At 40.3% G+C, this 21,792-nt stretch carries 20 protein-coding genes; 19 read left to right on the top strand and 1 reads right to left on the bottom strand.

What is annotated here, in order from left to right; translation table 11 throughout:
* Positions 1-60 precede the first annotated feature (60 nt).
* Both Q8M41_RS12215 and Q8M41_RS12210 read left to right on the top strand, forming a co-directional pair.
* Positions 61-483 carry a transposase gene (locus Q8M41_RS12215; protein ID WP_304760578.1) on the top strand — a complete coding sequence of 141 codons (423 nt, stop codon included), beginning with the start codon at positions 61-63 and terminating at the stop codon, positions 481-483.
* A complete protein-coding gene (locus Q8M41_RS12210; protein ID WP_304760577.1) occupies positions 480-1,376 on the top strand; it encodes an IS3 family transposase in 897 nt (298 codons plus the stop codon). The genes Q8M41_RS12215 and Q8M41_RS12210 overlap by 4 nt, the downstream gene beginning before the upstream one ends.
* A gap of 82 nt (positions 1,377-1,458) precedes the next feature.
* On the opposite strand, the gene Q8M41_RS12205 is transcribed toward Q8M41_RS12210, so the two are convergent.
* On the bottom strand, positions 1,459-3,795 hold the full coding sequence (locus Q8M41_RS12205) for an RND family transporter (RefSeq protein ID WP_305365559.1): 2,337 nt from the start codon (positions 3,793-3,795) through the stop codon (positions 1,459-1,461).
* Between the two features lie 139 nt (positions 3,796-3,934).
* Between Q8M41_RS12205 and Q8M41_RS12200 the strand changes: the two genes are divergently transcribed.
* The 17 genes from Q8M41_RS12200 (at position 3,935) to rfbA (ending at position 21,336) form a co-directional block, all read left to right on the top strand.
* The gene (locus tag Q8M41_RS12200) at positions 3,935-4,291 is read left to right on the top strand and encodes a diacylglycerol kinase (protein ID WP_305365558.1); all 357 of its coding nucleotides are present in this window, start codon (positions 3,935-3,937) and stop codon (positions 4,289-4,291) included.
* Positions 4,281-5,006, top strand: a complete 726-nt coding sequence (gene recO / locus Q8M41_RS12195; protein WP_305365557.1) for a DNA repair protein RecO — start codon at positions 4,281-4,283, stop codon at positions 5,004-5,006. The genes Q8M41_RS12200 and recO overlap by 11 nt, the downstream gene beginning before the upstream one ends.
* A 192-nt stretch (positions 5,007-5,198) precedes the next feature.
* Positions 5,199-5,747, top strand: coding sequence for a hypothetical protein (locus Q8M41_RS12190; RefSeq protein ID WP_305365556.1), 549 nt, complete (start codon positions 5,199-5,201; stop codon positions 5,745-5,747).
* Positions 5,748-6,021: 274 nt separating this feature from the next.
* Positions 6,022-6,576 (top strand): carboxymuconolactone decarboxylase family protein, encoded by a 555-nt coding sequence (locus Q8M41_RS12185; RefSeq protein ID WP_305365555.1) that lies wholly within the window; start codon positions 6,022-6,024, stop codon positions 6,574-6,576.
* An 11-nt stretch (positions 6,577-6,587) separates the two neighbouring features.
* Positions 6,588-9,362, top strand: coding sequence for a TonB-dependent receptor (locus Q8M41_RS12180; RefSeq protein WP_305365554.1), 2,775 nt, complete (start codon positions 6,588-6,590; stop codon positions 9,360-9,362).
* A gap of 4 nt (positions 9,363-9,366) precedes the next feature.
* Positions 9,367-10,635 (top strand): MFS transporter, encoded by a 1,269-nt coding sequence (locus tag Q8M41_RS12175; RefSeq protein WP_305365553.1) that lies wholly within the window; start codon positions 9,367-9,369, stop codon positions 10,633-10,635.
* Positions 10,635-11,171 (top strand): carboxymuconolactone decarboxylase family protein, encoded by a 537-nt coding sequence (locus tag Q8M41_RS12170; RefSeq protein ID WP_305365552.1) that lies wholly within the window; start codon positions 10,635-10,637, stop codon positions 11,169-11,171. Before Q8M41_RS12175 ends, Q8M41_RS12170 begins: the two co-directional genes overlap by 1 nt.
* 7 nt (positions 11,172-11,178) lie before the next feature.
* The gene (locus Q8M41_RS12165) at positions 11,179-13,365 is read left to right on the top strand and encodes a TonB-dependent receptor domain-containing protein (RefSeq protein ID WP_305365551.1); all 2,187 of its coding nucleotides are present in this window, start codon (positions 11,179-11,181) and stop codon (positions 13,363-13,365) included.
* 143 nt (positions 13,366-13,508) lie between these two features.
* Complete coding sequence (locus Q8M41_RS12160) at positions 13,509-14,156, top strand: carboxymuconolactone decarboxylase family protein (RefSeq protein WP_305365550.1); 648 nt, start codon at positions 13,509-13,511, stop codon at positions 14,154-14,156.
* A 245-nt stretch (positions 14,157-14,401) separates the two neighbouring features.
* The gene (gene upp, locus Q8M41_RS12155) at positions 14,402-15,046 is read left to right on the top strand and encodes a uracil phosphoribosyltransferase (RefSeq protein WP_305365549.1); all 645 of its coding nucleotides are present in this window, start codon (positions 14,402-14,404) and stop codon (positions 15,044-15,046) included.
* An 84-nt stretch (positions 15,047-15,130) separates the two neighbouring features.
* Positions 15,131-15,823 carry a YjjG family noncanonical pyrimidine nucleotidase gene (locus tag Q8M41_RS12150; protein ID WP_305365548.1) on the top strand — a complete coding sequence of 231 codons (693 nt, stop codon included), beginning with the start codon at positions 15,131-15,133 and terminating at the stop codon, positions 15,821-15,823.
* Positions 15,820-16,359 (top strand): DinB family protein, encoded by a 540-nt coding sequence (locus Q8M41_RS12145; RefSeq protein WP_305365547.1) that lies wholly within the window; start codon positions 15,820-15,822, stop codon positions 16,357-16,359. Before Q8M41_RS12150 ends, Q8M41_RS12145 begins: the two co-directional genes overlap by 4 nt.
* Before the next feature lie 86 nt (positions 16,360-16,445).
* Positions 16,446-17,426: a DUF6427 family protein gene (locus Q8M41_RS12140; RefSeq protein ID WP_305365546.1), complete on the top strand. Its 981-nt coding sequence runs from the start codon at positions 16,446-16,448 to the stop codon at positions 17,424-17,426.
* Positions 17,427-17,608: 182 nt separating this feature from the next.
* On the top strand, positions 17,609-18,343 hold the full coding sequence (locus tag Q8M41_RS12135; RefSeq protein ID WP_305365545.1) for a type III pantothenate kinase: 735 nt from the start codon (positions 17,609-17,611) through the stop codon (positions 18,341-18,343).
* Between the two features lie 32 nt (positions 18,344-18,375).
* A complete protein-coding gene (locus Q8M41_RS12130; RefSeq protein WP_305365544.1) occupies positions 18,376-19,635 on the top strand; it encodes a hypothetical protein in 1,260 nt (419 codons plus the stop codon).
* A 3-nt stretch (positions 19,636-19,638) separates the two neighbouring features.
* The gene (gene lptC, locus Q8M41_RS12125; protein WP_305365543.1) at positions 19,639-20,202 is read left to right on the top strand and encodes an LPS export ABC transporter periplasmic protein LptC; all 564 of its coding nucleotides are present in this window, start codon (positions 19,639-19,641) and stop codon (positions 20,200-20,202) included.
* Positions 20,203-20,472: 270 nt separating this feature from the next.
* Positions 20,473-21,336, top strand: a complete 864-nt coding sequence (gene rfbA / locus Q8M41_RS12120; protein ID WP_305365542.1) for a glucose-1-phosphate thymidylyltransferase RfbA — start codon at positions 20,473-20,475, stop codon at positions 21,334-21,336.
* Positions 21,337-21,792: the final 456 nt, after the last annotated feature.

Raw genomic sequence — 21,792 nt, 5'->3', positions numbered from 1 at the left:
TGTCCTTGCCTGAATATGTTGACCGAAAATAGAGGTTTATAAACAATAAACCAAAATGAGATGGCAACAGTCAGTGAATATGAAAGATTAACAGTTCAGCAACGCAAGGTGCGTTATTTTAATGAAACCTTTAAGCGTTTGAAAGTAAGTGAGATAGATCGTAATATTCTATCAATTGCTGAACTTTGCAGAGAATACCAGGTGAGCAGAGCAGCTGTTTACAAATGGATCTACAAGTACTCCGCTATGCGCAAACGAGAAATCAAGCAGGTTATTGAACCTGAAAGTGAGACCAGGAAGGTGTTGCTGCTAACGCAGGAAGTACGCGAATTACAGCGTATTATTGGAGAGAAGCAACTTAAAATGGACTTTCTGGAAAAGATAATTGAACTTACCGAAAAGGAATATGGCTTTGATATCAAAAAAAAATTTACCGTCAAGCCCTCCTGTGGTATTGGTCCAATAAAAAACAGCACGCGATGAAGATGAATGCATTATACCGGGTTACGGGCACCAGTAGGCAGGCTTTTCATCAATACCTGGATAAGCAGATGCTGATACTGGATGAACAGCAGCAACTTTTACCCATTATCAGCCAGATCCGGGCCGACCATCCCAGATTGTCAGTCCGGCGAATGTATGGAATGCTGCATCCCCAGAGTATGGGCAGAGACCGGTTCGAACAGTTGTGCTACCGGTATGGCTTTAAACTGGCAGTAAAAAGAGCTTATCACCGCACCACCGACTCTTTAGGAGTTACCCGCTTTGAGAACCTGATCAGTGCGATGGAGTTGACAGGTATAAACCAGGTTTGGGCAAGTGATATTACCTATTACCGGATCGGAGAAAGGTTCTATTATATCACTTTTATCCTTGACCTGTTTAGTCGTTTTATTGTGGGCTATACCGTATCAACAGGCTTACTTACAGAGCAGACAACCATACCTGCCTTAAACATGGCTTTAAAGCTGCGCCAGCCCTGCCCGGGACTGATATTTCATTCCGATGGTGGCGGCCAATATTATTGCAAAGCTTTTTTAGCCATTACCAAAAGTAATCAAATCAAAAACAGCATGTGTGAAAGCGTCTATGAAAACGCCCATGCTGAACGGATTAATGGAACTGTTAAAAATGATTACCTTGTTTACTATAGCCCACAGGATTATACACAATTAATTACGCTTACAGATAAGGCGATCAGCATGTATAACATCTACCGTCCACACTCATCGCTGGGAAATAACTCTCCTTATGAATATGAGTTATCAACAAAATCAACAGGTATTAAAAAAGAAAAAAGAAGCAAAAAAGAAAAAAACTGTGGAAATATGGAAAACTCTATCGAGTTTACCACATTCCCACAGTTACAACAATAATAATAACAGGTTTGTATACCTTTAAAAAGTCAACCTTATTCAGGCACGGACACCACGGAAACTATCAACTGTCAACTATATATTAAATATCCCAGGTTTCTCCTTTAGCTTTCGCGATCTTCCTTCTTTTCCGCTTATCAATCTGTACCAGCAAAGCAGGTAAGAGCGTCAGGTTGGATATCAGGGCGATGATCAGCGTAATCGACAGTAGCAATCCCAGAATCATTGTACCACCAAATGTTGATGCGGTAAAGATCCCAAATCCAAAAAAGAGAACAAGCGCGATATAGGTCATGCTTACCCCGGTTTCACGGATGGTGTCTGAAATAACCTTGGTAGTTGTGAAATCCGTGGACTGTAATTCCTGTTGATATCTGGTCAGGAAATAGATGGTTTGGTCTGATGCAAGCCCGAAAGCGATTGTAAATATCAGAATGGTAGAAGGTTTAAGCGGGATATTGAAAAAGCCCATCAGGCCTGCAGTAATGATCAAGGGAATAATATTGGGTAAGAGTGAGATGAACATGATCCTAAGGTCTCTGAACTGGAATAAGCGGAGCATTGAGATCAGAAATATGGCCAGCAGGATACTTTCCATCAGGTGTTTCAGCATGTAATCGGTTCCTTTCGAAAAGATGATGCTTGAACCTGTCAGTAAGACATCAAATTTATCCGGATTCAGAATTGAGTCGATACGCGGTTTTAATTCTTCCATCAGAACATTCATGCGTTTTGATCCTACATCAGCCATCTGAAAACTGACTCTAGCTACCTGCTTATTGCTGTTGATAAAGCCCTTCAGCATATCACTGTTTCCACCTGAATTTGCAAGGTAAGACAGGACAAAGTTTTTCTCCATATCATTCGGAATGCGGAAGAACTGGGGATCCCCATTATAGAATGCCTGTGAAGCGTATTTTAAGGCCTTATTCAATGAAACTGAACGTGAAAACTCAGGGTAGGCTGAGATCATTTCCTCCATTTTATCCACCCTTTTGATAGTTGAAAGATTCAGAACCCCATTCTTCTTCCGGGTATCAATACTCACTTCCAGCGGCAGAATACCCTCAAAATTCTTTTCAAAGAACTTCAGATCACGGTTTATCGGAGAGTTTTGGGGGAGATCATCAACAACATAACCGTTTACATTGATCTGCATTACACCTATCAATGAGACCAGTGTGATGATGATTGTGCCAACATAAATCAGATGACTACGCTCATGTACCAGTAAATCGGTCTTTACCAGCAGTTTATGCAGGAAGCCATTATCATGATCCTCCTGTGCTTTAAGTTTAGGAACAGGGAGATAACTGAAAATGATAGGTATGAGGCAAAGGCAGATAAACCAGGTGGCCATTACATTCAATGCTGCAACAACACCAAATTCGACCAGTAAGGCGCTGCCCGTGAAAAATAAAACCCCAAATCCTATTGCAGCGGTTACATTAGCAATAAGGGTAGTTTCTGAGATCCGCAGTATGGTGACATGCAAAGCCTTGTCTTTATCACCATGTTTTCTTAATTCATTGTGGTATTTATTCAACAGCAGAATACTATTGGGTATTCCAATGATCACAATCAGGGGAGGAATCAAACCGGTGAGAATCGTGATTTCATAGCCAAACATCACCAGTGTTGCCAGACTCCAGATCACCCCAACTATTACCAGAATAATCGGGAACAGAACCGGATATAGTTTTCTGAAAAATATGAATAGAATGATTGCAGAAACCAGAATAGAAAGACCAAGAAACAGTACAAACTCTCTGGATACCAGCTGACTGACCGCTGTACGGATAAAAGGGAGTCCGGAATAATGTACCTCAACACTGTGTTTTTTACTCAGGGCGTCTGCTTTTTCCAATATCGTTTTGATAACTGGTCCGCGCTTTGGCGTATTCAGAATCTTATGATCGAAATTGATTGCCATTAATGTGGCATGACTTTCCTTGTTGTAAAGCAATCCCTCATAAAATGGAAGCTCATAAATGCGATTTTTAATGCTGTCCATCTCAGAATCGCGAAGTACAGCCCCTCCGGTAATCTGTTTTAAAACGAATCGCTGATTTAAGGTATCCTTTTGGAGATCATAGAGGTTAGCAACAGAAAGTACCTGCTTGATTCCTTCCAGTTTCTGCAGCTCTGATGCCAGTATACTCCAGTCATTGAACAATTCTTTGCTCATTAATTTCGGAGTGCTGATACCCAGAACCATCATGTTTCCGTCTTCTCCAAACTTGCTTTTGAAATCATTGTATCTGATAAAAGCAGAGTCAGTTTGCGGAAGAATTTTACTCCCGGTATAGGAAAGCTTAACAAAACTGGCTTTCCATGCCATGAACAAGGTTAAAACGAAAAATAGTACAAGAATTAGAATCCGGTTTGAAAGTATAATTTTGGAAAAGTTATTCCACATGCTGCGCGGTTTAGGATAATGGCGAATTCTTCCGTAAAACTACAAAAATTCTTAATTTGGACTTTGAATATTGTGATAATTCGACATCTGCCAGCAAACTAAACGTAATTGATTCCATTCATAGTACATTTTAACAAGTATGAAAAAGTTTTTCAGGGGATTTGTTTTTGCTTTCAATGGGATTAAGTACACCTTCAAAACCCAATTGAATTTCCGGGTACATTGCTTTGTCGCTGTTGTTCTTCTGGGGCTTTGCTTTTATCTGGAATTAAGTATAGCTGAATGGCTCTGGATCATTGCTGCTATGGCCGTTGTATTAATGGCCGAACTTGCAAACACCGCAATTGAGACCCTTGTTGATCTGATTTCGCCGGAATATAATATCAAGGCAGGCCTGATCAAAGACATTGCTGCTGCGCTGGTGCTGATTGCAGCTGTTATGGCGTTTACCATTGGAATTCTGATACTTCTTCCAAAGATCATCCATGCTTCATAAAACCCGGGGAATAGTATTTAAAACCACGAACTATGCTGAAAGCAGCGTGGTAGTACAAATTTTTACTGAGAAATTTGGTTTGCAATCCTACCTAATCAACGGAATCAAGCGTCCTAAATCAAAGATTAAGCTAAACAGTCTGCAGCCATTACATCTATTGGATATGGTGGTTTATCATAAAAGCTCAGGGAATATTCAACGCGTTTCGGAGTTAAGACACCTGCCTGTTTTCCTAAGGATTCCCTATGATATTGTAAAAAGTTCGATCACCATGTTTTTAAACGAGGTGCTTTATAAGTCCCTCAGGCAGCATGAGTCGGATGAAGTACTCTTTGAATTTCTTTTCCATGCTATCGAGATTCTGGATGGAATCAGTAAGGGGGTTTCTAATTTTCACCTGTACTTCCTGCTCCGCTTAACCCGTTTTCTGGGATTCTATCCTGATACTACTTTAGCCGGAAATGCTGACTTTTTTGACCTTAAGAACGGATGTTATTCCAGGATGCAGCTTCCGCATGCCCCGATCCTTGAGCAGCCATTAACGGGAATCTGGACTTCAATACTGAATGCTAAGTTTGATAATCTGGAAGATCTGAATATTTCTTCAGCTCAAAGAAAGCAATTGCTTGAGAAGATTCTAGAATATTATAGCTTACACATTGAAGGCTTCGGACAGGTGAAATCACATGAAGTTTTGGAGGAGGTGCTGGGTTGAGGTATGAGGTATGAGGTATGAGGTCTGAAGTATGAGGTATGAAGGGCAGATGAGAGGTTAATTTTACCCTTGTTGGCGCACACGTGCGCTAGCAGTCCAAACCAAATAACACCAACCAACTATCTTTAGAAGCTTATCATTTTTGCCTTAAATTTTGAAATGTAATTTTTTTGTTATTACATTGTACTGAATTTGAGAAAGTTAACGGCCATATTTTTCCTTCTATTGTTCCTGTTTAACATTGCGGGTTACAAAGGGCTTTTCTTTTTTCTAACCCAGTCAGCGGATGAGCGATTGGCAGAAAAGATAAAGGATGGCAATGATTTGGATAAAGATCTGATCATGGTAAAGTTTCCATTCAACGTACCCTACCTTTCTGATTCCAAAGATTTTGAATCGATGGAGGGTGAGGTGAATTTAAAGGGAACCATTTATAAATACGTAAAACGTAAAATTGCAAGAGATACACTTTTCCTAATTTGTATTGAAAACAAGGAAAAAACATTGATCGAAAAGAAGCGGGCTGAGTATTTTAATAAGGTGAACGATCTGGATGCGAGTACCAGTAAGAAGTCAGGAGCCAAACAAATTAAACTGGAGTACTACTTCAAAGATTCTGAGATTTCACTCAAAGACTTATATGTGCTGGATTATCAATCTCCGCACAGTTTTGTGATAAATTCAATTCAAAACGGGCATTATTATCTTTTTGCCCCGCCTCCGGAATCCCTTCTTTCCTAATAATTTCAGGTTTATCAGTTATATCCAATGAGCAGGGCTTGCTGGATCTGAGCTATTTTTAAAATAGTTTCCTGGTTAATTAATTCCTTGCTGTTTTCCTGTTTGACTGAAGGCTTTCGGGCACTTTTTTCAATTTGTTGTCAATTGCTTTAAATGCGTGATTTAACGGGATAAGCATTATGCTTATTTACCGGCTTATCATTCAACTATGCAATAGATGATGCGGTTTAAAAAGAATAGGCAAGGCTATTTTAATTATTTATTATGAAGCGAAATGCCACATATTTCTTTAGAAGAGCATTTGCCCGGAATTACGGGCTTGCTTGAATATCGATTGGATACTGCCTATCCGATCAGAGATCTCACCCAGATCTTGTTAAGAGGTGAATCTACTTTAACTCAGGCAGAACGTGAACTTATTGCAACCGTAGTATCTGCGGGCAATGAATGTAAATTTTGCACTGCTGCCCATACTGCCGCTGCCGATATTTTACTTGGAGAATGCAATACCACTCAAATGGTTCTGCGAGACCTTGAAAATGCACCGGTAAGTGATAAGATGAAGGTTCTTCTTGAAATTGCCAGGAACGTTCAGATCTCCGGCAAAAGAGTTAGTCCGTCCATTATTGAAAAAGCAAAATCCCTTGGAACCACAGATCTTGAAATCCATGATACTGTTTTGATCGCCGCTCTTTTTTGCCTGTACAATAAATATGTGGATGGCTTAGCCAGTATCACCCCTAATGACCCTGCATACTACCAAACCTTGGGAAACAAAATCGTTAATCAGGGATACCTCAGATCCCCGCATTTAATTAAAAAACCTTAAAACCAAATTTTATGAAAACAAATTTACTATACATCATACTCATAGCTTTATTTATCCCGTTTTCGGCCTTTTCTCAAACCGGAACTGCATCAGGAACGATCACCGATAATGAAAGCAAAAAGCCAATTTCCGGAGCAAGTATCTCCATCAAAGGACTGCTTGCCGGCACCATTACTGACAGTGAGGGCAAATTTCAGATCAGTACTAAATTGCCCTTACCTATCACATTAATCGTCTCCGGCCTCGGTTATGTTCGGCAGGAGATCATTATAAGAGAATTTTCGAACCAGATCACTGTAACCCTTTCGCCAGCCTCCACGCAAATGGATGAAGTGGTGGTCTCGGCGTCAAGAGTTGAAGAAAATATCATGCAATCGCCGGTAACGGTCGAGAAAATGGACCTCAGATCTATCCGGGAAACTCCTTCCATTAGTTTTTATGAAGGATTGCAATCCTTGAAATCACTGGATATGGTCACCAGCGGACTGAACTTTAAATCCATCAATACCCGTGGTTTTGGAGGTATTGGAACCGGGCGTTTTCTTCAGCTGGTAGACGGAGTGGATAATCAGACTCCCGGATTAAACTTTTCTGTTGGTAACCTGTTCGGGCTTTCGGATCTGGATGCCGAGAGCGCAGAGCTGATTCCCGGAGCTGCTTCAGCACTTTACGGACCGGTAGCCTTTAACGGGGTTCTGATGATGAAAAGCAAAGACCCTTTTCAATATCAGGGTTTAAGTGTTCAAACCAAATTAGGTGTCAACCACGTGAATGATAGCTATACAGATGCGGCAGCTTTGTACGACCTCACCATGCGCTATGCAAAAGCCTTTAATAATAAATTCGCATTCAAAACCAATGTCTCTTATTTCAAAGGACTGGACTGGTATGCAACCAATTACACTGATATTGATCAGAATACTCCGCTAGCATCGCGCGGTGCCTCAAATCCGGGAAGGAATGCTCTGAATATTTATGGTGATGAAATCGCTCAAACCATTACAGGAATCGGCCGTGTATCGAGAACCGGATACGAAGAGCGTTATTTAACAGATTATAAGGTGGATAATCTGAAGATGAATGCGGCTCTTCATTATCGTCTTTCTGACAACCTGGAAGCGATTTACCAATATAATTTTGGAAAGGGTACCGCAAATTATACAGGCAGCAGCCGCTTTTCGATCAATAATTTCACCCTGCAGCAACACCGACTGGAGCTAAAAGGTAGTCAGTTTTTTATCCGGGCATATACTACGATAGAGAACTCCCATGATTCTTATAATCCGCGGACACTCGGACAAAAAGTGAATCAGGAATGGGTGCGGGACCTGAACGGAAATAAGGTAAGTCCGAATGTGGCCGATGCGACCTGGTTTTCACGTTATGATGCTGCATACAAGGGAAATATCACAGGCCTTGCAGCAAATAATCATACCATTGCGCGTGGATTTGCCGATCAGGGCAGGTTTTTACCCGGAACTGCTGAATTTGAAGCCATGAAAGATAAATATCAGGCGATACAGGGTCTTACGGGAGCTGGAATATTCAGTAACAGTAAACTCTATCATGCCGAAGGACAATACGACTTCAGCAAGGCTATTAAATTTATGGATGTCCTTGCAGGTGGTAACCTCCGGAAGTTCGACATGTTTACAAACGGAACCCTGTTTGACGATAAGAACAAGGAAATAACAATCAGTGAATATGGCGCATTCCTGCAGTTGTCCAAACTGCTTTTCGAGGATAAGTTTAAGCTGGTTGCTTCTGCACGTTATGACAAGAATGAAAACTTTAAGGGAAGTTTCACACCAAGAGTTTCGGCCGTTTTCTCGCCGGTAAAGAATCATAATTTCCGGGCATCCTTTCAAACTGGATTCAGAAATCCTACCCCTGTTGACCAATATATCAAATTATTTGTAGGCCCGATCACTATCCTTGGGGGAACCCCTGAAAACAGTGCAGGCTTACCCGCTTACAGTAATTCATATACTGCAAGTTCTGTAGGTGCCTTTGGTGCTGCCTTTGGTGCTGCTGTCGGATCAGGAACACCACCTCCAACAGCTATTGCCAATAATAAGCACCTGCTTAAAAAGTCTAATGTAGCTTATATCAAGCCTGAGCAGATAGAAAGTTATGAGATTGGTTATAAAGGACTCATCAGCGAGAAGCTTTTTATTGATATCAACTATTATTACAGCAATTACGAAGACTTTATTCTGAATCAGGTTGTAATCAGTCCCACCAGCCCGGTTTTAGGTGCCGATGGTACAGCTAACCCTGCTGCGGCAATGGAAATTCTTAACAGACAGGCACAGGCTTATCAGTTGTATACCAATGCTTCGGATAAAGTTAGCGCACAAGGCTCATCGTTGGGATTAACCTATTATTTCCCTAAAAGCTACCAGTTGACAGGAAACAGCACCTGGACCTCCTTTGATCTGAAAGGCGCAAATCCAAATAATATTCCGGCTTTCAATACCCCGAAATTTGTCTCAAACCTGATCCTTTCAAACCGGAATTTATTTAAAAATATGGGCTTTAGCGCGAATTACCGCTGGCAATCGGCATTCAACTGGGTTGGATCCTTCAGTGATCTGCAACCCGGAAGGATAGAGGCTTACGGACAATTGGGTGCACAGCTAAGCTTTAAAATACCGGCTGCAAAATCGGTTCTAAAGATCGGTGGAACCAATCTGAGCAATAAATACAATGTACAGGCCTATGGCTCTCCGGCAGTTGGAGGAGTCTATTATGTCTCTCTGACATTTGATGAGCTTTTAAGATAAGACCATGTCAGAAGCACGGATAGATACCGGAAATCCTGTACCGAAAAGGAATCTTTTATTCGCCATTTGCGTGATCTGTTATGCATTTGGCGGATATTTCTCAACACTGATGCCCGTTTACCTGCCGGTGGTGGTTAAAGAACTGATGGCTGATGTGAGCACTGATGATTTAAGTGAAGTCAGTGCTTACATCGGTTCAATGTTCCTGCTGGGCTGGACCTTTGGCGGAATTCTATTTGGCTTTTTGGGCGATCAGATCGGCAGGATCAGGGCTTTTGTGATTGCAGTTTGTTTGTACGCAGTGCTGAATATCCTGATCAGTTTTTCAAATAGCTGGCAGATGGTTATTCTGCTGAGGTTTTTCTCGGGATTGGGAGTTGGGGGAACATTGGTACTGGCTACTATCCTGGTTGCTGAAGTCTGGCCTGCAAAATCAAGGGCCATTGCACTGGGCATACTGGCAGTTACCTTTCCTGTTGGAATTATTTCAACAGGAATTGCCAATAACTTCTTTTCCGAGTGGCGCTTAGCGTTTTTGCCCGGTTTTATTCCTTTGGTTGCGGCTTTTGCAGCCTTAATTCTGATCAGGGAATCAAAAGAATGGACACAGCTGAAACAGGAATCATTGGGCATAGCGCAAGCCTCTAAATATCAGGTCCTGTTCGAAAGTCACAATAAGAAGAATCTGATTCAGGGATCCCTGATCTTTGGATCGATGATCATCGGCCTCTGGGCTATATTTTCATGGATGCCCACCTGGGTGCAAAGTTTGTTTCCAAATCCGGAACAAGGTCAGGCAGAGCGTGGGATTACGATGATGATTCTGGGAAGCGGAGGAATTGTGGGTGGCTCACTTTCAGGATTTCTGATTAATTATCTTGGGCATAGAAAAACGCTGCTGATTACCTTCGCAGGCTGTTTTGTGATGTGCTTCATCATTTTTAAAACGAATCAGACCTTTAGCACGATCATCTATCCTGAATGTGCATTTCTGGCACTTTTCTTTGGGATAAGTCAGGGAACATTGTCTTCCTATCTGCCGGAGCTATTCCCGACAAAGATCCGTGCGACCGCAACCGGCTTTTGCTTTAATATCGGCAGACTGGCTACGGCAATTGTTGTATTCTTTGTAGGAGCACTGGTTCATGTTATGGGCGGCTATGGAAACGCAGTACTGGTTTTTTCAATCACATTTTTAATAGGTCTGCTGGTTACATTCTACTCTCCGGAGGCTGTAGCTCATTCAGATTCAAGTTTTAATAAAAAAATATAATGGCACATATCAACGTACCCGAAGGGGTTCCCGGAATCAGGAGCCTCGTGAGGTTCAGATCCGAAACCGGCAAGCCTTTGTATGAGCTTGCGCAGGCTTTGCTTCGCAGCCCTTCAACGCTATCGGAAGCCGATAGGGAATTAATTGCAAGTTTTGTTTCTTCAAAAAACGATTGTATGTTCTGCATGAGCAGTCATGCTGCCGCCGCACGATACCTTTATAAGGATGATAAAGGCATTGTTGATTTTGTGTTGGAGGATTACCTCAATGCCCCTATTTCAGCAAAGCTAAAAGCCCTGCTCAGCATTGCTGTGAGGGTTCAGCAGGACGCAAGGACGGTTAGCCCCGATGATATATCCCAGGCAAAAAATGAAGGTGCCACTGAGCAGGAGATCCACGATACCGTCCTGATTGCAGCTTCATTCTGCATGTTCAATCGCTATGTGGATGGTTTGGCAAGTCTCACACCTACAGAACCCGAGGCTTATGAAGCAATGGCTGAGCGGATGGTTATCGGTTATTATTTACCTAAATAAAAGAGAAATGACAAAAAAGAGCTTATTGTTATTCGGACTATCTTTGACTATTTCGACAGTTTTTGGACAGGCAAAGAGTGATACAATCAAGGCAAAAATTCTTGAACCCATAACTGTTCAAGGAATTTTACAACGAAATGGGGTAAGCCGACTTGAACCCATTGTTGGAACTTACATTTTTACAGGAAAAAAAAATGAAGTTATTTCATTGACACAAATGGACGCTAACCTGACAGACAAAGCCGGGCGACAAATCTTTGCAAAAGTACCAGGAGTTTTTGTTTATGATATGGATGGTTCTGGTAATCAAATAAATATCTCGACAAGAGGGCTTGATCCACACAGAGGTTGGGAATTCAATATTCGTAAGGACGGTGTGCTGACAAATTCGGATATGTATGGTTATCCAGCAAGCCATTATAGTATGCCACTTGAAAGTATTGAACGTATAGAATTGGTTCGAGGTACAGGCTCATTACAATATGGTTCGCAATTTGGCGGTATGTTAAATTATGTTTCCAAACAAGGTGATACTACAAAGTCTATCGATTTTGAAAGTTATAATACTGTTGGTTCATTCAACTTATTAAGCTCTTATAATGCAATAGGTGGGAAAATCGGAAAAATTAAATATTACACCTACATTTCAAAGCGTTCAAGAGACGGCTATCGTAAAAATGAACATACTGATTATGATGCAGAAAGTATAATGATAACTTATGAAGCCAATAAGAATTTATCACTTCGCATGGAGTGGGCAAGGTCTAATTATGTGTATCGCATCCCCGGACCTTTGACCGAGGCTATGTATAATGCCGACCCAAGACAAGCAACAAGGTCAAGGAATTATTTTAATCCTGCTATTAACATTCCTTCTTTCCTGCTAAAGTGGAATATTTTGGATAAGACAAAACTTCAATATACTTCATCGGCAGTTATTGGCAACAGAAACAGTGTAATGTTTGACAAGCCTGCAACTATAAAAGACACTATAAATACTACAACAGGACAGTATAACTCCAGACAAGTGGATATTGACAATTTCAACAGTTATACTAATGAATTACGACTATTAAGGCAGTATAGATTAGGAAAACAGGAAAGTTCGCTTGCATTTGGTGTGCAATTGATGAACAATGACTTGCACCGAACACAACAAGGAAAAGGCACAACAGGCAGTGATTTCGATTTGACATTGGTTAATCCCCAATGGGGAAGAGATATTCATTTCAAAACTCAAAATGTTGCCCTATTTGCGGAAAATAATTTTAAACTTTTAAAAAATCTCTCTGCAAATATTGGAGCAAGGCTTGAAAGTGGCGAAAGTAAAATGTTGGGTAATATTACTTACTTGCCAATAGATAGAATTCCTTTTAATCTCAAACATCGATTTGTTTTACTAGGCTCGAGTGTAAGTTATAAACCAACATCATTTATAGATATTTATGCAGGTTGGTCGCAAACATACCGACCAATGATTTTTAAAGATTTAGTTCCTACAGAAATTTACGAGAAAGTAGACCCTAACTTGAAAGACGCAAATGGTTATAATGCAGAATTGGGTTTTAGAGGAAATTGGAAGTTTTTGAAGTGGGATATTACAGGTTTTTTACTTCAATACAATAATCGTTTTGGCACAATTGCCCAAACAGATGCAAATGATCAATTATATACTTACAGAACAAATATTGGTAACTCTCTAACCAAAGGGTTTGAAATTTTTATTCAAGGAAATTGGACATTAAGTAACAAAATAGAATTATCAATATTCACATCAACCGCCATTATGGATGGCAAATACACTTTAGGAAGCATAAAATCGGGCACTGCAAATATTAGTGTTGATGGTAATAAAATAGAAAGTGTACCAAGCATAATTTCACGAAATGGGCTCACTTTTCGTTTTAGAAAATTCAGTTTGTCGGGGCTTTACAGTTTTACAGGAGAAAGCTTTGCAGACGCATTAAATACTGTTATTCCGACTGCAAATGGTTCTTTAGGTTTAGTCCCTTCATATGGCATTTTTGATCTCAACACAACAATAAAGATTTCAGAGAAATTTGAAATTAAAGGTGGTTTAAACAATTTGACAGACAAGCAATATTTTACAAAGCGACCATTATTTTACCCTGGTCCCGGTATTTGGACATCAGATGGAAGAAACGGAGCAATCTCATTTATTGTGAGAATTTGACGACGAAAGCAATTATGGCTAACTAAGGTGTTTATCAAAGTTGGTGCCTAAGTACTAAATTGAACATTTGTGCTTAGAATTGCCCCACTTTGGCAAGCTCAAATACGATTGCTGCATCTTTCTGCAATTTAATCGTTATGTAGATGGATTGGCAAGTCTTACACCCACTGAACCAGAGGTTTATGAAGCAATGGCTGAGCGGATGGCGCAGGATTATACTTTACCTAAACAGGAATAATATGGCACATATTGATTTGATGAATGATCTGCCCGGAATCCGGGGATTAATGGCTTTCGATCCGCAGGCTGCCGATGCGCTTAACGGATTAGCAAATGTATTGTTGTGCAGGGAAAGCAGCCTGATAAAAGGGGAGCGCGAAATGATTGCGACTTATGTATCCGCCCTTAACGACTGTTTGTTCTGCCAGAGCGTACATGGGGCAGTTGCTTCTGCCCATTTGGAAGATACCGATGGCTACTTGATTAAACAGGTGAAAAGTAATTTTGCGGAAGCACCAGTTTCAGCCAAAATGAAAGCCTTGCTCGGAATCGCAGGGCGGATACAGCGAGGTGGAAAAATGGTTGCACACCGGCAAATTCTGGACGCGATTGCTGAGGGAGCAACAGATCAGGAGATCCATGATACCGTTTTGATTGCGGCAGCATTCTGCATGTTTAACAGGTATGTCGATGGATTGGGAACCTGGGCACCCGAAGATCAGCAAATTTACAAGGACAGAGCGCCCGGAATTGTGGAGGGAGGATATACCCGCCCCGGGCAAAATCCTTAATAAAATACACCAGAGGTGTTTTAACAACATGAGCATCATATAAAATGTTGATTTGGGATATTGTATGGAATATCCCTGAAATTTTCCCCCGGCCCTGATACTCCGGCAGCAATTTTACCGTAAACTTTTATTGCTGTTGCTGATATCAGGCCGGGATGGAAAAGAATTAAGACCCAATAGTTATCGGGTTGCTAATTTGCTCATTCCTTAATTTCTACATTCAGCTTAATTCCTTAAATTTAATCATGGCATTTATCCTGGACCAAAGTAACTCGATCGCAAATCATTTCCTCGCTGAGCTGCGGGATGCACAGATTCAGCAGGATAGCATGCGTTTTCGGAGAAATATGGAGCGTCTGGGTGAAATTTTTGCTTATGAAATAAGTAAGACCATGAGCTTTACAGATACTGAGTTTGAGACTAGTCTCGGAACGGCATCGGTTCAGATTATGAATGAGTTACCGGTGTTGGCCACTATTCTGAGAGCTGGTTTACCGCTTCATCAGGGTCTTTTAAACTATTTTGACAGAGCTGATTCTGCTTTTATTTCCGCTTATCGTAAAACAACCAAAGGACATAACTTTATTATCAAGATCGAATATATATCTGCTCCATCCCTGGATGGTAAAATTTTGGTTGTGGCAGATCCAATGATTGCAACCGGAGAAAGTATGGTTCTTTGCTGTAAAGAATTATTAGCTCAATATAAGATCAAAGAGCTGCATATTGTCGGGGTTATTGCCTGCAAGGTTGGAATTGAGCACATAAAAGCAAATCTCCCCAAAGCGAAACTATGGATAGGTTCTGTAGATGAAGAACTGACTACAAAATCCTACATAGTACCCGGTCTGGGTGATGCTGGTGATCTATCCTTCGGTGTTAAGGAATAAAACCTTGTTTTTGAAGATAATATAAGCTGTCCCTTTTCGGCTATTATCCGTTTATTTGCATAATAAATTTAGCAATCAGTTTTAATGCACTATAAGCACCTTTTTTTTGATCTGGATCATACTATCTGGGACTTTGATAAAAATGCGGAGGAGACATTGAATGAACTCTATCATGCCTATAAACTCAGGGATCTTGGATTGCATTCTCCTGATCGTTTTATTGAAGTTTATACCCATAATAACCATCAGCTTTGGGCAGAATATCATGTGGGTAACATCACTAAACAAAAGCTCAGGGAAACCAGATTCTCCAAAACATTTATTGATCTCGGACTTTCCCCTAACCTTATTCCGCATCAGTTTGAGGATGATTATGTCACAATTTGTCCTACCAAGACCAACTTATTTCCTAAAGCACATGAAACCCTTAGCTATCTGAAAGGAAGGTATTCATTGCACCTTATTTCAAATGGATTCAAGGAATCAACAGAACTAAAGGTCAGTAACAATGGTCTCAATGTATATTTCGAAAATGTGGTCATTTCTGAAGTAGTGGGTTTTAATAAGCCGGACAAGGCTATTTTCAATCATGCACTGACTCTCGCAAATGCGGGTATTTCTGAAAGTATTATGATCGGAGATAGCCTTGAGGCTGATATTCGGGGAGCACAGGATTATGGAATGAGAGCTATTTATTTTAATCCGGAAAAAAAGGAAAAACCAGAGGATGTGGATCAGGAGATAGCATGTTTAAGTGAACTTATGACCTTATTATGAGCGTAGAAAGGCATTACAAATCCTTATTGAGAACTGTAGCAGAATATGAAAATCTGCTGGAAAAAGTATCAGAGGAGGAATTTATTCAGAGTCCTCCGGATGGCGGATGGTCCTATTCTGAAACCTATTCTCATATCTTTCAATCTAACCTGCTTTCAATCATCGCAACTGAGAAATGTATTGTGGGCACCGGTGTTTTGAGCAGCAAAAGAATACACTTGATGGCGTGGCTAATTTTATTTTTTGGAAGATTTCCCCCGGTAAAGTTTAAAGCACCAGAAAGGCTTGCTGCAATGGTGACAAAAATTAGCAGGGAAGATGCACTAAACCTTATTGCTAAATTTAAAATCCGTCTCGGGGAAATCAAATCAAAAATTCACAAAGCAAATCCTTATCATAAAGCAAAACATCCCCGGCTCGGGCTTTTGAATGCGAAAGAATGGTTCCGATTTATTGAAGTGCATACTGTGCATCATACACGGCAACTGAAGAGGATTGGGAGGAAGCTAAAAGCTAAAAATGGACATATAAGTTAGTATATTTTACTCGAATAGTCAAGTTCTATGTACTCAATACTCAATACTCAATACTCACTACTCACTACTCACTACTCACTACTACAATGATTAAGCAGTTCAGAAGTATCAATCCTTTAAATATCATCCTTCTGATTGGGATAGCCACTTTGTTAAGGGTTGGAATATTCATTCATTTGCCGGATCAGATAAGCTTTGAGTTTATGGAGCCTTTTGCGAGGCTGCTGATTGATGCGCCTCTTGAAAATGCATTCAGTCCCATTGCAAATGTTTTAATTGCACAAGGTATTCTAATCGTTCAGGCATTAATATTTAACAGGATCATTAATTCATACGGACTACTTGGGAAGCCTACTTTTTTGCCCGCATTGATGTATGTCACTGCAGGAAGTTTACTCAGTCCTTTCCTGCTTTTAAGCCCTGCACTGGTTTGTAACTTTATGATATTATGGATGATTGACAAATTCCTTAGTATCTATAAAAGAGACGAGGTCAGGTCTGTTATGTATGATTTAGGAATGATTGTGGCTGTAGGAACATTGGTCTATTTTCCATTTATATCCATGCTTCCCCTTATATGGATCAGTCTCGTTATTTTCAGGCCCTTTAACTGGAGAGAGTGGTTTGCAGTTATTTCTGGCTTTATTACCATATTCTTTTTTCTGGCAGTTTTTTATTACTGGAATGATTCTTTGGACAAATTTTATAATATATGGTTGCCATTAACGACTAAATTTCCAACTAATCTTCGTATCAACCTATATGATTCTCTGGTCCTGATACCTGTGGTGATTATATTGATACTGGGCTTTTTTCAATTGCAGCAGAACTTCTTCAGAAGTGTGGTTCAACTTAGAAAATCGTTCCTTCTTTTATTTTTCATGTTCATCATCGGGCTTTTGTCCTTTTATTTGAAACAGAATCTTGTACTGTATCATTTTTTGTTCTGTGTACCTCCGGCTTCAGCCCTAATGGCTTACTATTTCCTTCATGCAGGCAGACGCTGGCTCTACGAAAGCCTGTATTTTATTTTACTCAGCTGCATTATTTATTTTCAGTTATTCTGAAAGAAACAATGTTTTAACCTTTTTTAACAGATTTAAGCCCTGTCAGTTTCAAAAATTAAATAGCTTTGTGCTATGCGATGCGGATTAGTAATTTTCTTTCGGGATGTTCAAGCCAATTCCGCAGAACTGCAGCTAAGCAATGGGTGCCACAATGGTATTATTGAGTTTTTATAGAATATTTAATGGCGCACCTGGTTATTGATATTGGCAACTCACGAACAAAGTTTGCTGTTTTTCACAGACGCAAACTTGCAGAATCGGGGAAGATTGAAAAACTTGACACCGTACAGTTAAACCGCTTGCTTGATAATCACAAGATTACCCATAGCATAATTTCATCCGTCAATGATGAGATAAGCATTCTGGAAGAGCTCCTGAAAGAGCAGACAAAATATATTCGATTCTCGGCAAGTGTAAATGCAGGAGTCATTAATAAATACAAAAGTCCTGAAACTCTGGGCTTAGATAGATTGGCAGGAGTAATTGGCGCCAAATCGCTTTTTCCGGATACAAATTGTCTGGTTATTGATGCGGGTACTTGTATTACCTACGATGCGATTGATAATGCAGGTGTCTACGAAGGAGGGAGTATTTCTCCTGGCTTGAAAATGAGATTGAAGGCTATGCATAAGTTCACCGGACGATTGCCGGATGTTGAACTCTCTGATTACGTAGACTGGCGGGGATATGATACCCCGTCTGCTATGCTTTCAGGGGTGCTAAATGGCTGTACAGAGGAAGTAAGGGGGATGATTGAGAACTATAGATCCAGATATCCCGGATTACTGGTTATACTATGTGGAGGGGATGCGATTTTTTTTGATACTAGGCTTAAAAATAGCATCTTTGCCCACACTTTAAAAACCGAGCCCGATTTGGTATTAATTGGTTTAAATGAAGTTATAGAACAACAATGATTAAAATATTTAAAAATATATTCTTGCTTTTTTTGCTTGCGATAAATTTATCTTCAATAGCACAGGTAACTTCTTCTTCTCCATATTCACAATTTGGACTGGGTGATCTGAGTGGTTCATTATTGCCTCAGAACAGGGCTATGGGCGGTTTAAGTATGGGTATTCGTAAACCAGGATTGTATGATAATATAAATCTGGCAAACCCGGCATCCTATTCAACCCTTGAGCTGACTACTTTTGACGTTGGAGCTTCTATGGATATCCGTCAGCTAAGTAAGGGAGGAGTTTCCGGGAAACGACAACTTAACTCTACCCTGAGCCATATTGCTTTTGGTGTGCCGGTGAATAAATTTTCTGCAGTTAGTTTCGGACTTGTTCCATATAGTGATCTGGGATATCAGTTTATGAATTCTGGAGTGGTTGATACAAGCAAGGTAAATTATATCTATGGTGGTGAAGGCGGAATGTCGAAAGCTTATTTGGGTTATGGCTTTAAGATCAATAAAAATTTGAGTTTAGGCTTTAACTTTGCTTATCTTTTCGGTAGTCTGAAACAAACCCGAGCCTTCGAGTTTGTTAATGAATCCACAACAGCTTTTAATTCCCGCACTCAATACAGCAATTCTGTTGGTGGTTTAAGCTACGATTATGCTTTGCAATACACCGGAGAGATTAGCAGCAAAACAAAATTCATTCTGGGATATTCAGGAAATTCAGGTCATAGCCTGAACTCCAAAAATAATATCGTTACCACCCGTTACAGAAAGGATGTAGATAAGGAGGAGCTTGCAGCAGCAGACAGTACCTATTTTGCAGAGGGAGCTAAAACTAAAATTACAATGCCATTAACACATACAGCCGGCTTTGCCTTTGAAAAAACCAATTCATGGCTCTTTGGTGCCGATGTAACTTATAGCAGATGGTCAGATTATAGGGAAGGAAGCACAAATCCGGGCTTGAACGATAGTTATGGTATTATCGTGGGCGGACAGTTTACACCGGATCCAAATTCTGTAAGCAGTTATTTTAAATTGATGGATTACCGTTTAGGGGTTAAATACGACAAAACCCTTGTTAAAATTGGCAATAATGATATCAACCAATATGCTCTTAATTTTGGATTTGGTTTCCCATTGCCTCGTAACCGATCAAGTTTCTACAAAATAAATTTGGCTGCTGAAGTTGGGCAGCGTGGTACCGAAAAGAATAACCTGGTTCGTGACCGCTACGTTAATATACACCTTGGCTTCACGCTGAATGATAAGTGGTTCCAGAAAACCTATATCGATTAATATATGAAATTCCGGCGCTGCATATACGGTGCTGTTTTTTATGTAGGAATCATTATGCTCTTTTCCTGTGAGAACGATTTACGCAAGGTTGAACAAATATCTGCTAAAAAATTGTCTGTTCCTGTTGATAAATCTACTGGTGTAGAAATTATTTACAGCGACTCGGCCATTGTAAAAGCCAAACTTATCACTCCCGAATTACTTAATTTTAAAACAGAGAAGCCTTATATTGAGATGAATAAGGGCGTAACTGTGATTTTTTATGATCAGAACCAACAGGAATCAAGCCGGGTTAAGGCTGATTATGCCATTCGTCGGGAACGTGAAAATATTGTTGAACTTAAGCGGAATGTTGTTGCTACCAATATCAAAGGAGAGACATTCAAATCCGATGAACTGATTTGGGATGAAACCAAAAAGCGTTTTTATTCCACTAAGCTTGTTAGTATTACTTCAAACCAGAATATACTCCATGGCACCAGTTTTTGGGCAAATGAAGATTTTTCATACTATGAAATAGTACAATCTACAGGCGATCTGAGATTAACTGGTGAGCAGGGATTTTGAGAGGATGATTTGGCATTGGGGAATTAGCAAATGTGGAAATGAGCAAATTGACTAAGGACTTACGAAATCACATAGACGAGCGGAAAGTAGATTTCGTCACCCGATAGCTATCGGGTTGCATCTTCTCGTTTAAGGAATTTAGATCTGATATCTATCAGGTGGAGATTGAGAGCGCATCTACCACTAAATATTAAATAAAGCAGTAATTTACTGATAACCCGATAGCTATCGGGTGGTAACAGACAACAGGTAACTATTTATTGACAAGCAATGAAAGGAATTATACTCGCAGGAGGATCAGGAACCAGATTGCATCCACTTACATTAGCAGTGAGCAAGCAGTTGATGCCTGTTTATGATAAGCCAATGATTTATTATCCACTTTCTACCCTGATGCAGGCCGGAATACGTGAGATTCTGATCATTTCAACTCCGCATGATCTTCCCAATTTTGAGAAACTTCTGGGTGATGGAAGCCGGATAGGCTGTAAATTTTCTTATGCAGAGCAAAAAGTGCCTAACGGACTTGCTCAGGCTTTTGTGATCGGCGAAAAGTTCATTGCTGGTGATGATGTTGCACTTATTTTGGGTGATAATATTTTTCATGGTGATTCTATCAGTAACCTTTTGCCCGCTATTCAGAATCCCGAAGGAGGTATTGTATTTGCCTACCAGGTATCCGACCCGGAACGATATGGAGTAGTTGAATTTGATAAAGACTTCAATGCACTTTCTATAGAAGAAAAGCCAATAAAGCCAAAATCCAATTATGCTGTCCCCGGACTATATTTTTACAATAATTCTGTTGTAAAAATTGCGAAAAATATTAAACCATCGCCAAGGGGGGAATACGAGATAACCGATATTAACCGGGAGTATTTGCAAAAAGGGAAACTGAAAGTGGGGGTTTTAAGTCGTGGCACCGCCTGGCTGGATACAGGAACGTTCAATTCTCTGATGCAGGCCGGTCAATTCGTGCAGGTCATTGAAGAGCGTCAGGGATTAAAGATCGGCTGTATCGAGGAAATTGCTTTTCAGATGAAGTTCATTAATTCAGAACAGTTGAAGAAAGTTGCAGAACCTCTGATGAAAAGTGGATATGGGGAGTATCTGCTTGGGTTGATGAAGAATTAGCAAATTAGCAAATTTGAAAATTAGCAAATGGGATGAGTATTTCATTTGAAGCTATCGTTCTTGTCTTTATTCTTTGTTCTTTGATCCATTTGATTTGTCAATTGGATGATTTGTCTATTTGTCCATGGGGGAGAAATTGGAGAATTTGAAAATGAGCAAATTAGCAACCCTATAGCTATCGGGTGATGAAAGGACTTACGAAATCACATAGGCGAGCGGAAAGTAGATTTCGTCAGTCGCATCTTCCTATATTGAGCATTTTGTAACGCTTGTCATTCAGAGGAGCCAGAAGATTTTCTCAACCCGATAGCTATCCTATCGTGTGGACACATCTTTAAACAGGTGTCAAAGTATCAAAATTTATTATTAAGTAGGGATTTAGGCGCTATGCTGTGCCCCTTTGGAGGGGCTACGGGGAGGATCCACCCCCTTTAATTCCCCCGCCAGAGGGGGACA

Origin of the sequence: Daejeonella sp. (assembly GCF_030684675.1) — a bacterium.
Taxonomy (GTDB): Bacteria; Bacteroidota; Bacteroidia; order Sphingobacteriales; family Sphingobacteriaceae; genus Daejeonella.
This window is presented reverse-complemented; position numbering and strand designations above follow the sequence as displayed.

What these genes read in the sequence shown, in the direction of transcription:
- Q8M41_RS12215 (WP_304760578.1), top strand. Translation starts at nt 61, where the DNA reads ATGGCAACAGTCAGTGAATATGAAAGATTAACAGTTCAGCAACGCAAG.
- Q8M41_RS12210 (WP_304760577.1), top strand. Translation starts at nt 480, where the DNA reads ATGAAGATGAATGCATTATACCGGGTTACGGGCACCAGTAGGCAGGCT.
- Q8M41_RS12205 (WP_305365559.1), bottom strand. Translation starts at nt 3,795, where the DNA reads ATGTGGAATAACTTTTCCAAAATTATACTTTCAAACCGGATTCTAATT.
- Q8M41_RS12200 (WP_305365558.1), top strand. Translation starts at nt 3,935, where the DNA reads ATGAAAAAGTTTTTCAGGGGATTTGTTTTTGCTTTCAATGGGATTAAG.
- recO (WP_305365557.1), top strand. Translation starts at nt 4,281, where the DNA reads ATGCTTCATAAAACCCGGGGAATAGTATTTAAAACCACGAACTATGCT.
- Q8M41_RS12185 (WP_305365555.1), top strand. Translation starts at nt 6,022, where the DNA reads ATGCCACATATTTCTTTAGAAGAGCATTTGCCCGGAATTACGGGCTTG.
- Q8M41_RS12180 (WP_305365554.1), top strand. Translation starts at nt 6,588, where the DNA reads ATGAAAACAAATTTACTATACATCATACTCATAGCTTTATTTATCCCG.
- Q8M41_RS12175 (WP_305365553.1), top strand. Translation starts at nt 9,367, where the DNA reads ATGTCAGAAGCACGGATAGATACCGGAAATCCTGTACCGAAAAGGAAT.
- Q8M41_RS12170 (WP_305365552.1), top strand. Translation starts at nt 10,635, where the DNA reads ATGGCACATATCAACGTACCCGAAGGGGTTCCCGGAATCAGGAGCCTC.
- Q8M41_RS12165 (WP_305365551.1), top strand. Translation starts at nt 11,179, where the DNA reads ATGACAAAAAAGAGCTTATTGTTATTCGGACTATCTTTGACTATTTCG.
- Q8M41_RS12160 (WP_305365550.1), top strand. Translation starts at nt 13,509, where the DNA reads ATGGATTGGCAAGTCTTACACCCACTGAACCAGAGGTTTATGAAGCAA.
- upp (WP_305365549.1), top strand. Translation starts at nt 14,402, where the DNA reads ATGGCATTTATCCTGGACCAAAGTAACTCGATCGCAAATCATTTCCTC.
- Q8M41_RS12150 (WP_305365548.1), top strand. Translation starts at nt 15,131, where the DNA reads ATGCACTATAAGCACCTTTTTTTTGATCTGGATCATACTATCTGGGAC.
- Q8M41_RS12145 (WP_305365547.1), top strand. Translation starts at nt 15,820, where the DNA reads ATGAGCGTAGAAAGGCATTACAAATCCTTATTGAGAACTGTAGCAGAA.
- Q8M41_RS12140 (WP_305365546.1), top strand. Translation starts at nt 16,446, where the DNA reads ATGATTAAGCAGTTCAGAAGTATCAATCCTTTAAATATCATCCTTCTG.
- Q8M41_RS12135 (WP_305365545.1), top strand. Translation starts at nt 17,609, where the DNA reads ATGGCGCACCTGGTTATTGATATTGGCAACTCACGAACAAAGTTTGCT.
- lptC (WP_305365543.1), top strand. Translation starts at nt 19,639, where the DNA reads ATGAAATTCCGGCGCTGCATATACGGTGCTGTTTTTTATGTAGGAATC.
- rfbA (WP_305365542.1), top strand. Translation starts at nt 20,473, where the DNA reads ATGAAAGGAATTATACTCGCAGGAGGATCAGGAACCAGATTGCATCCA.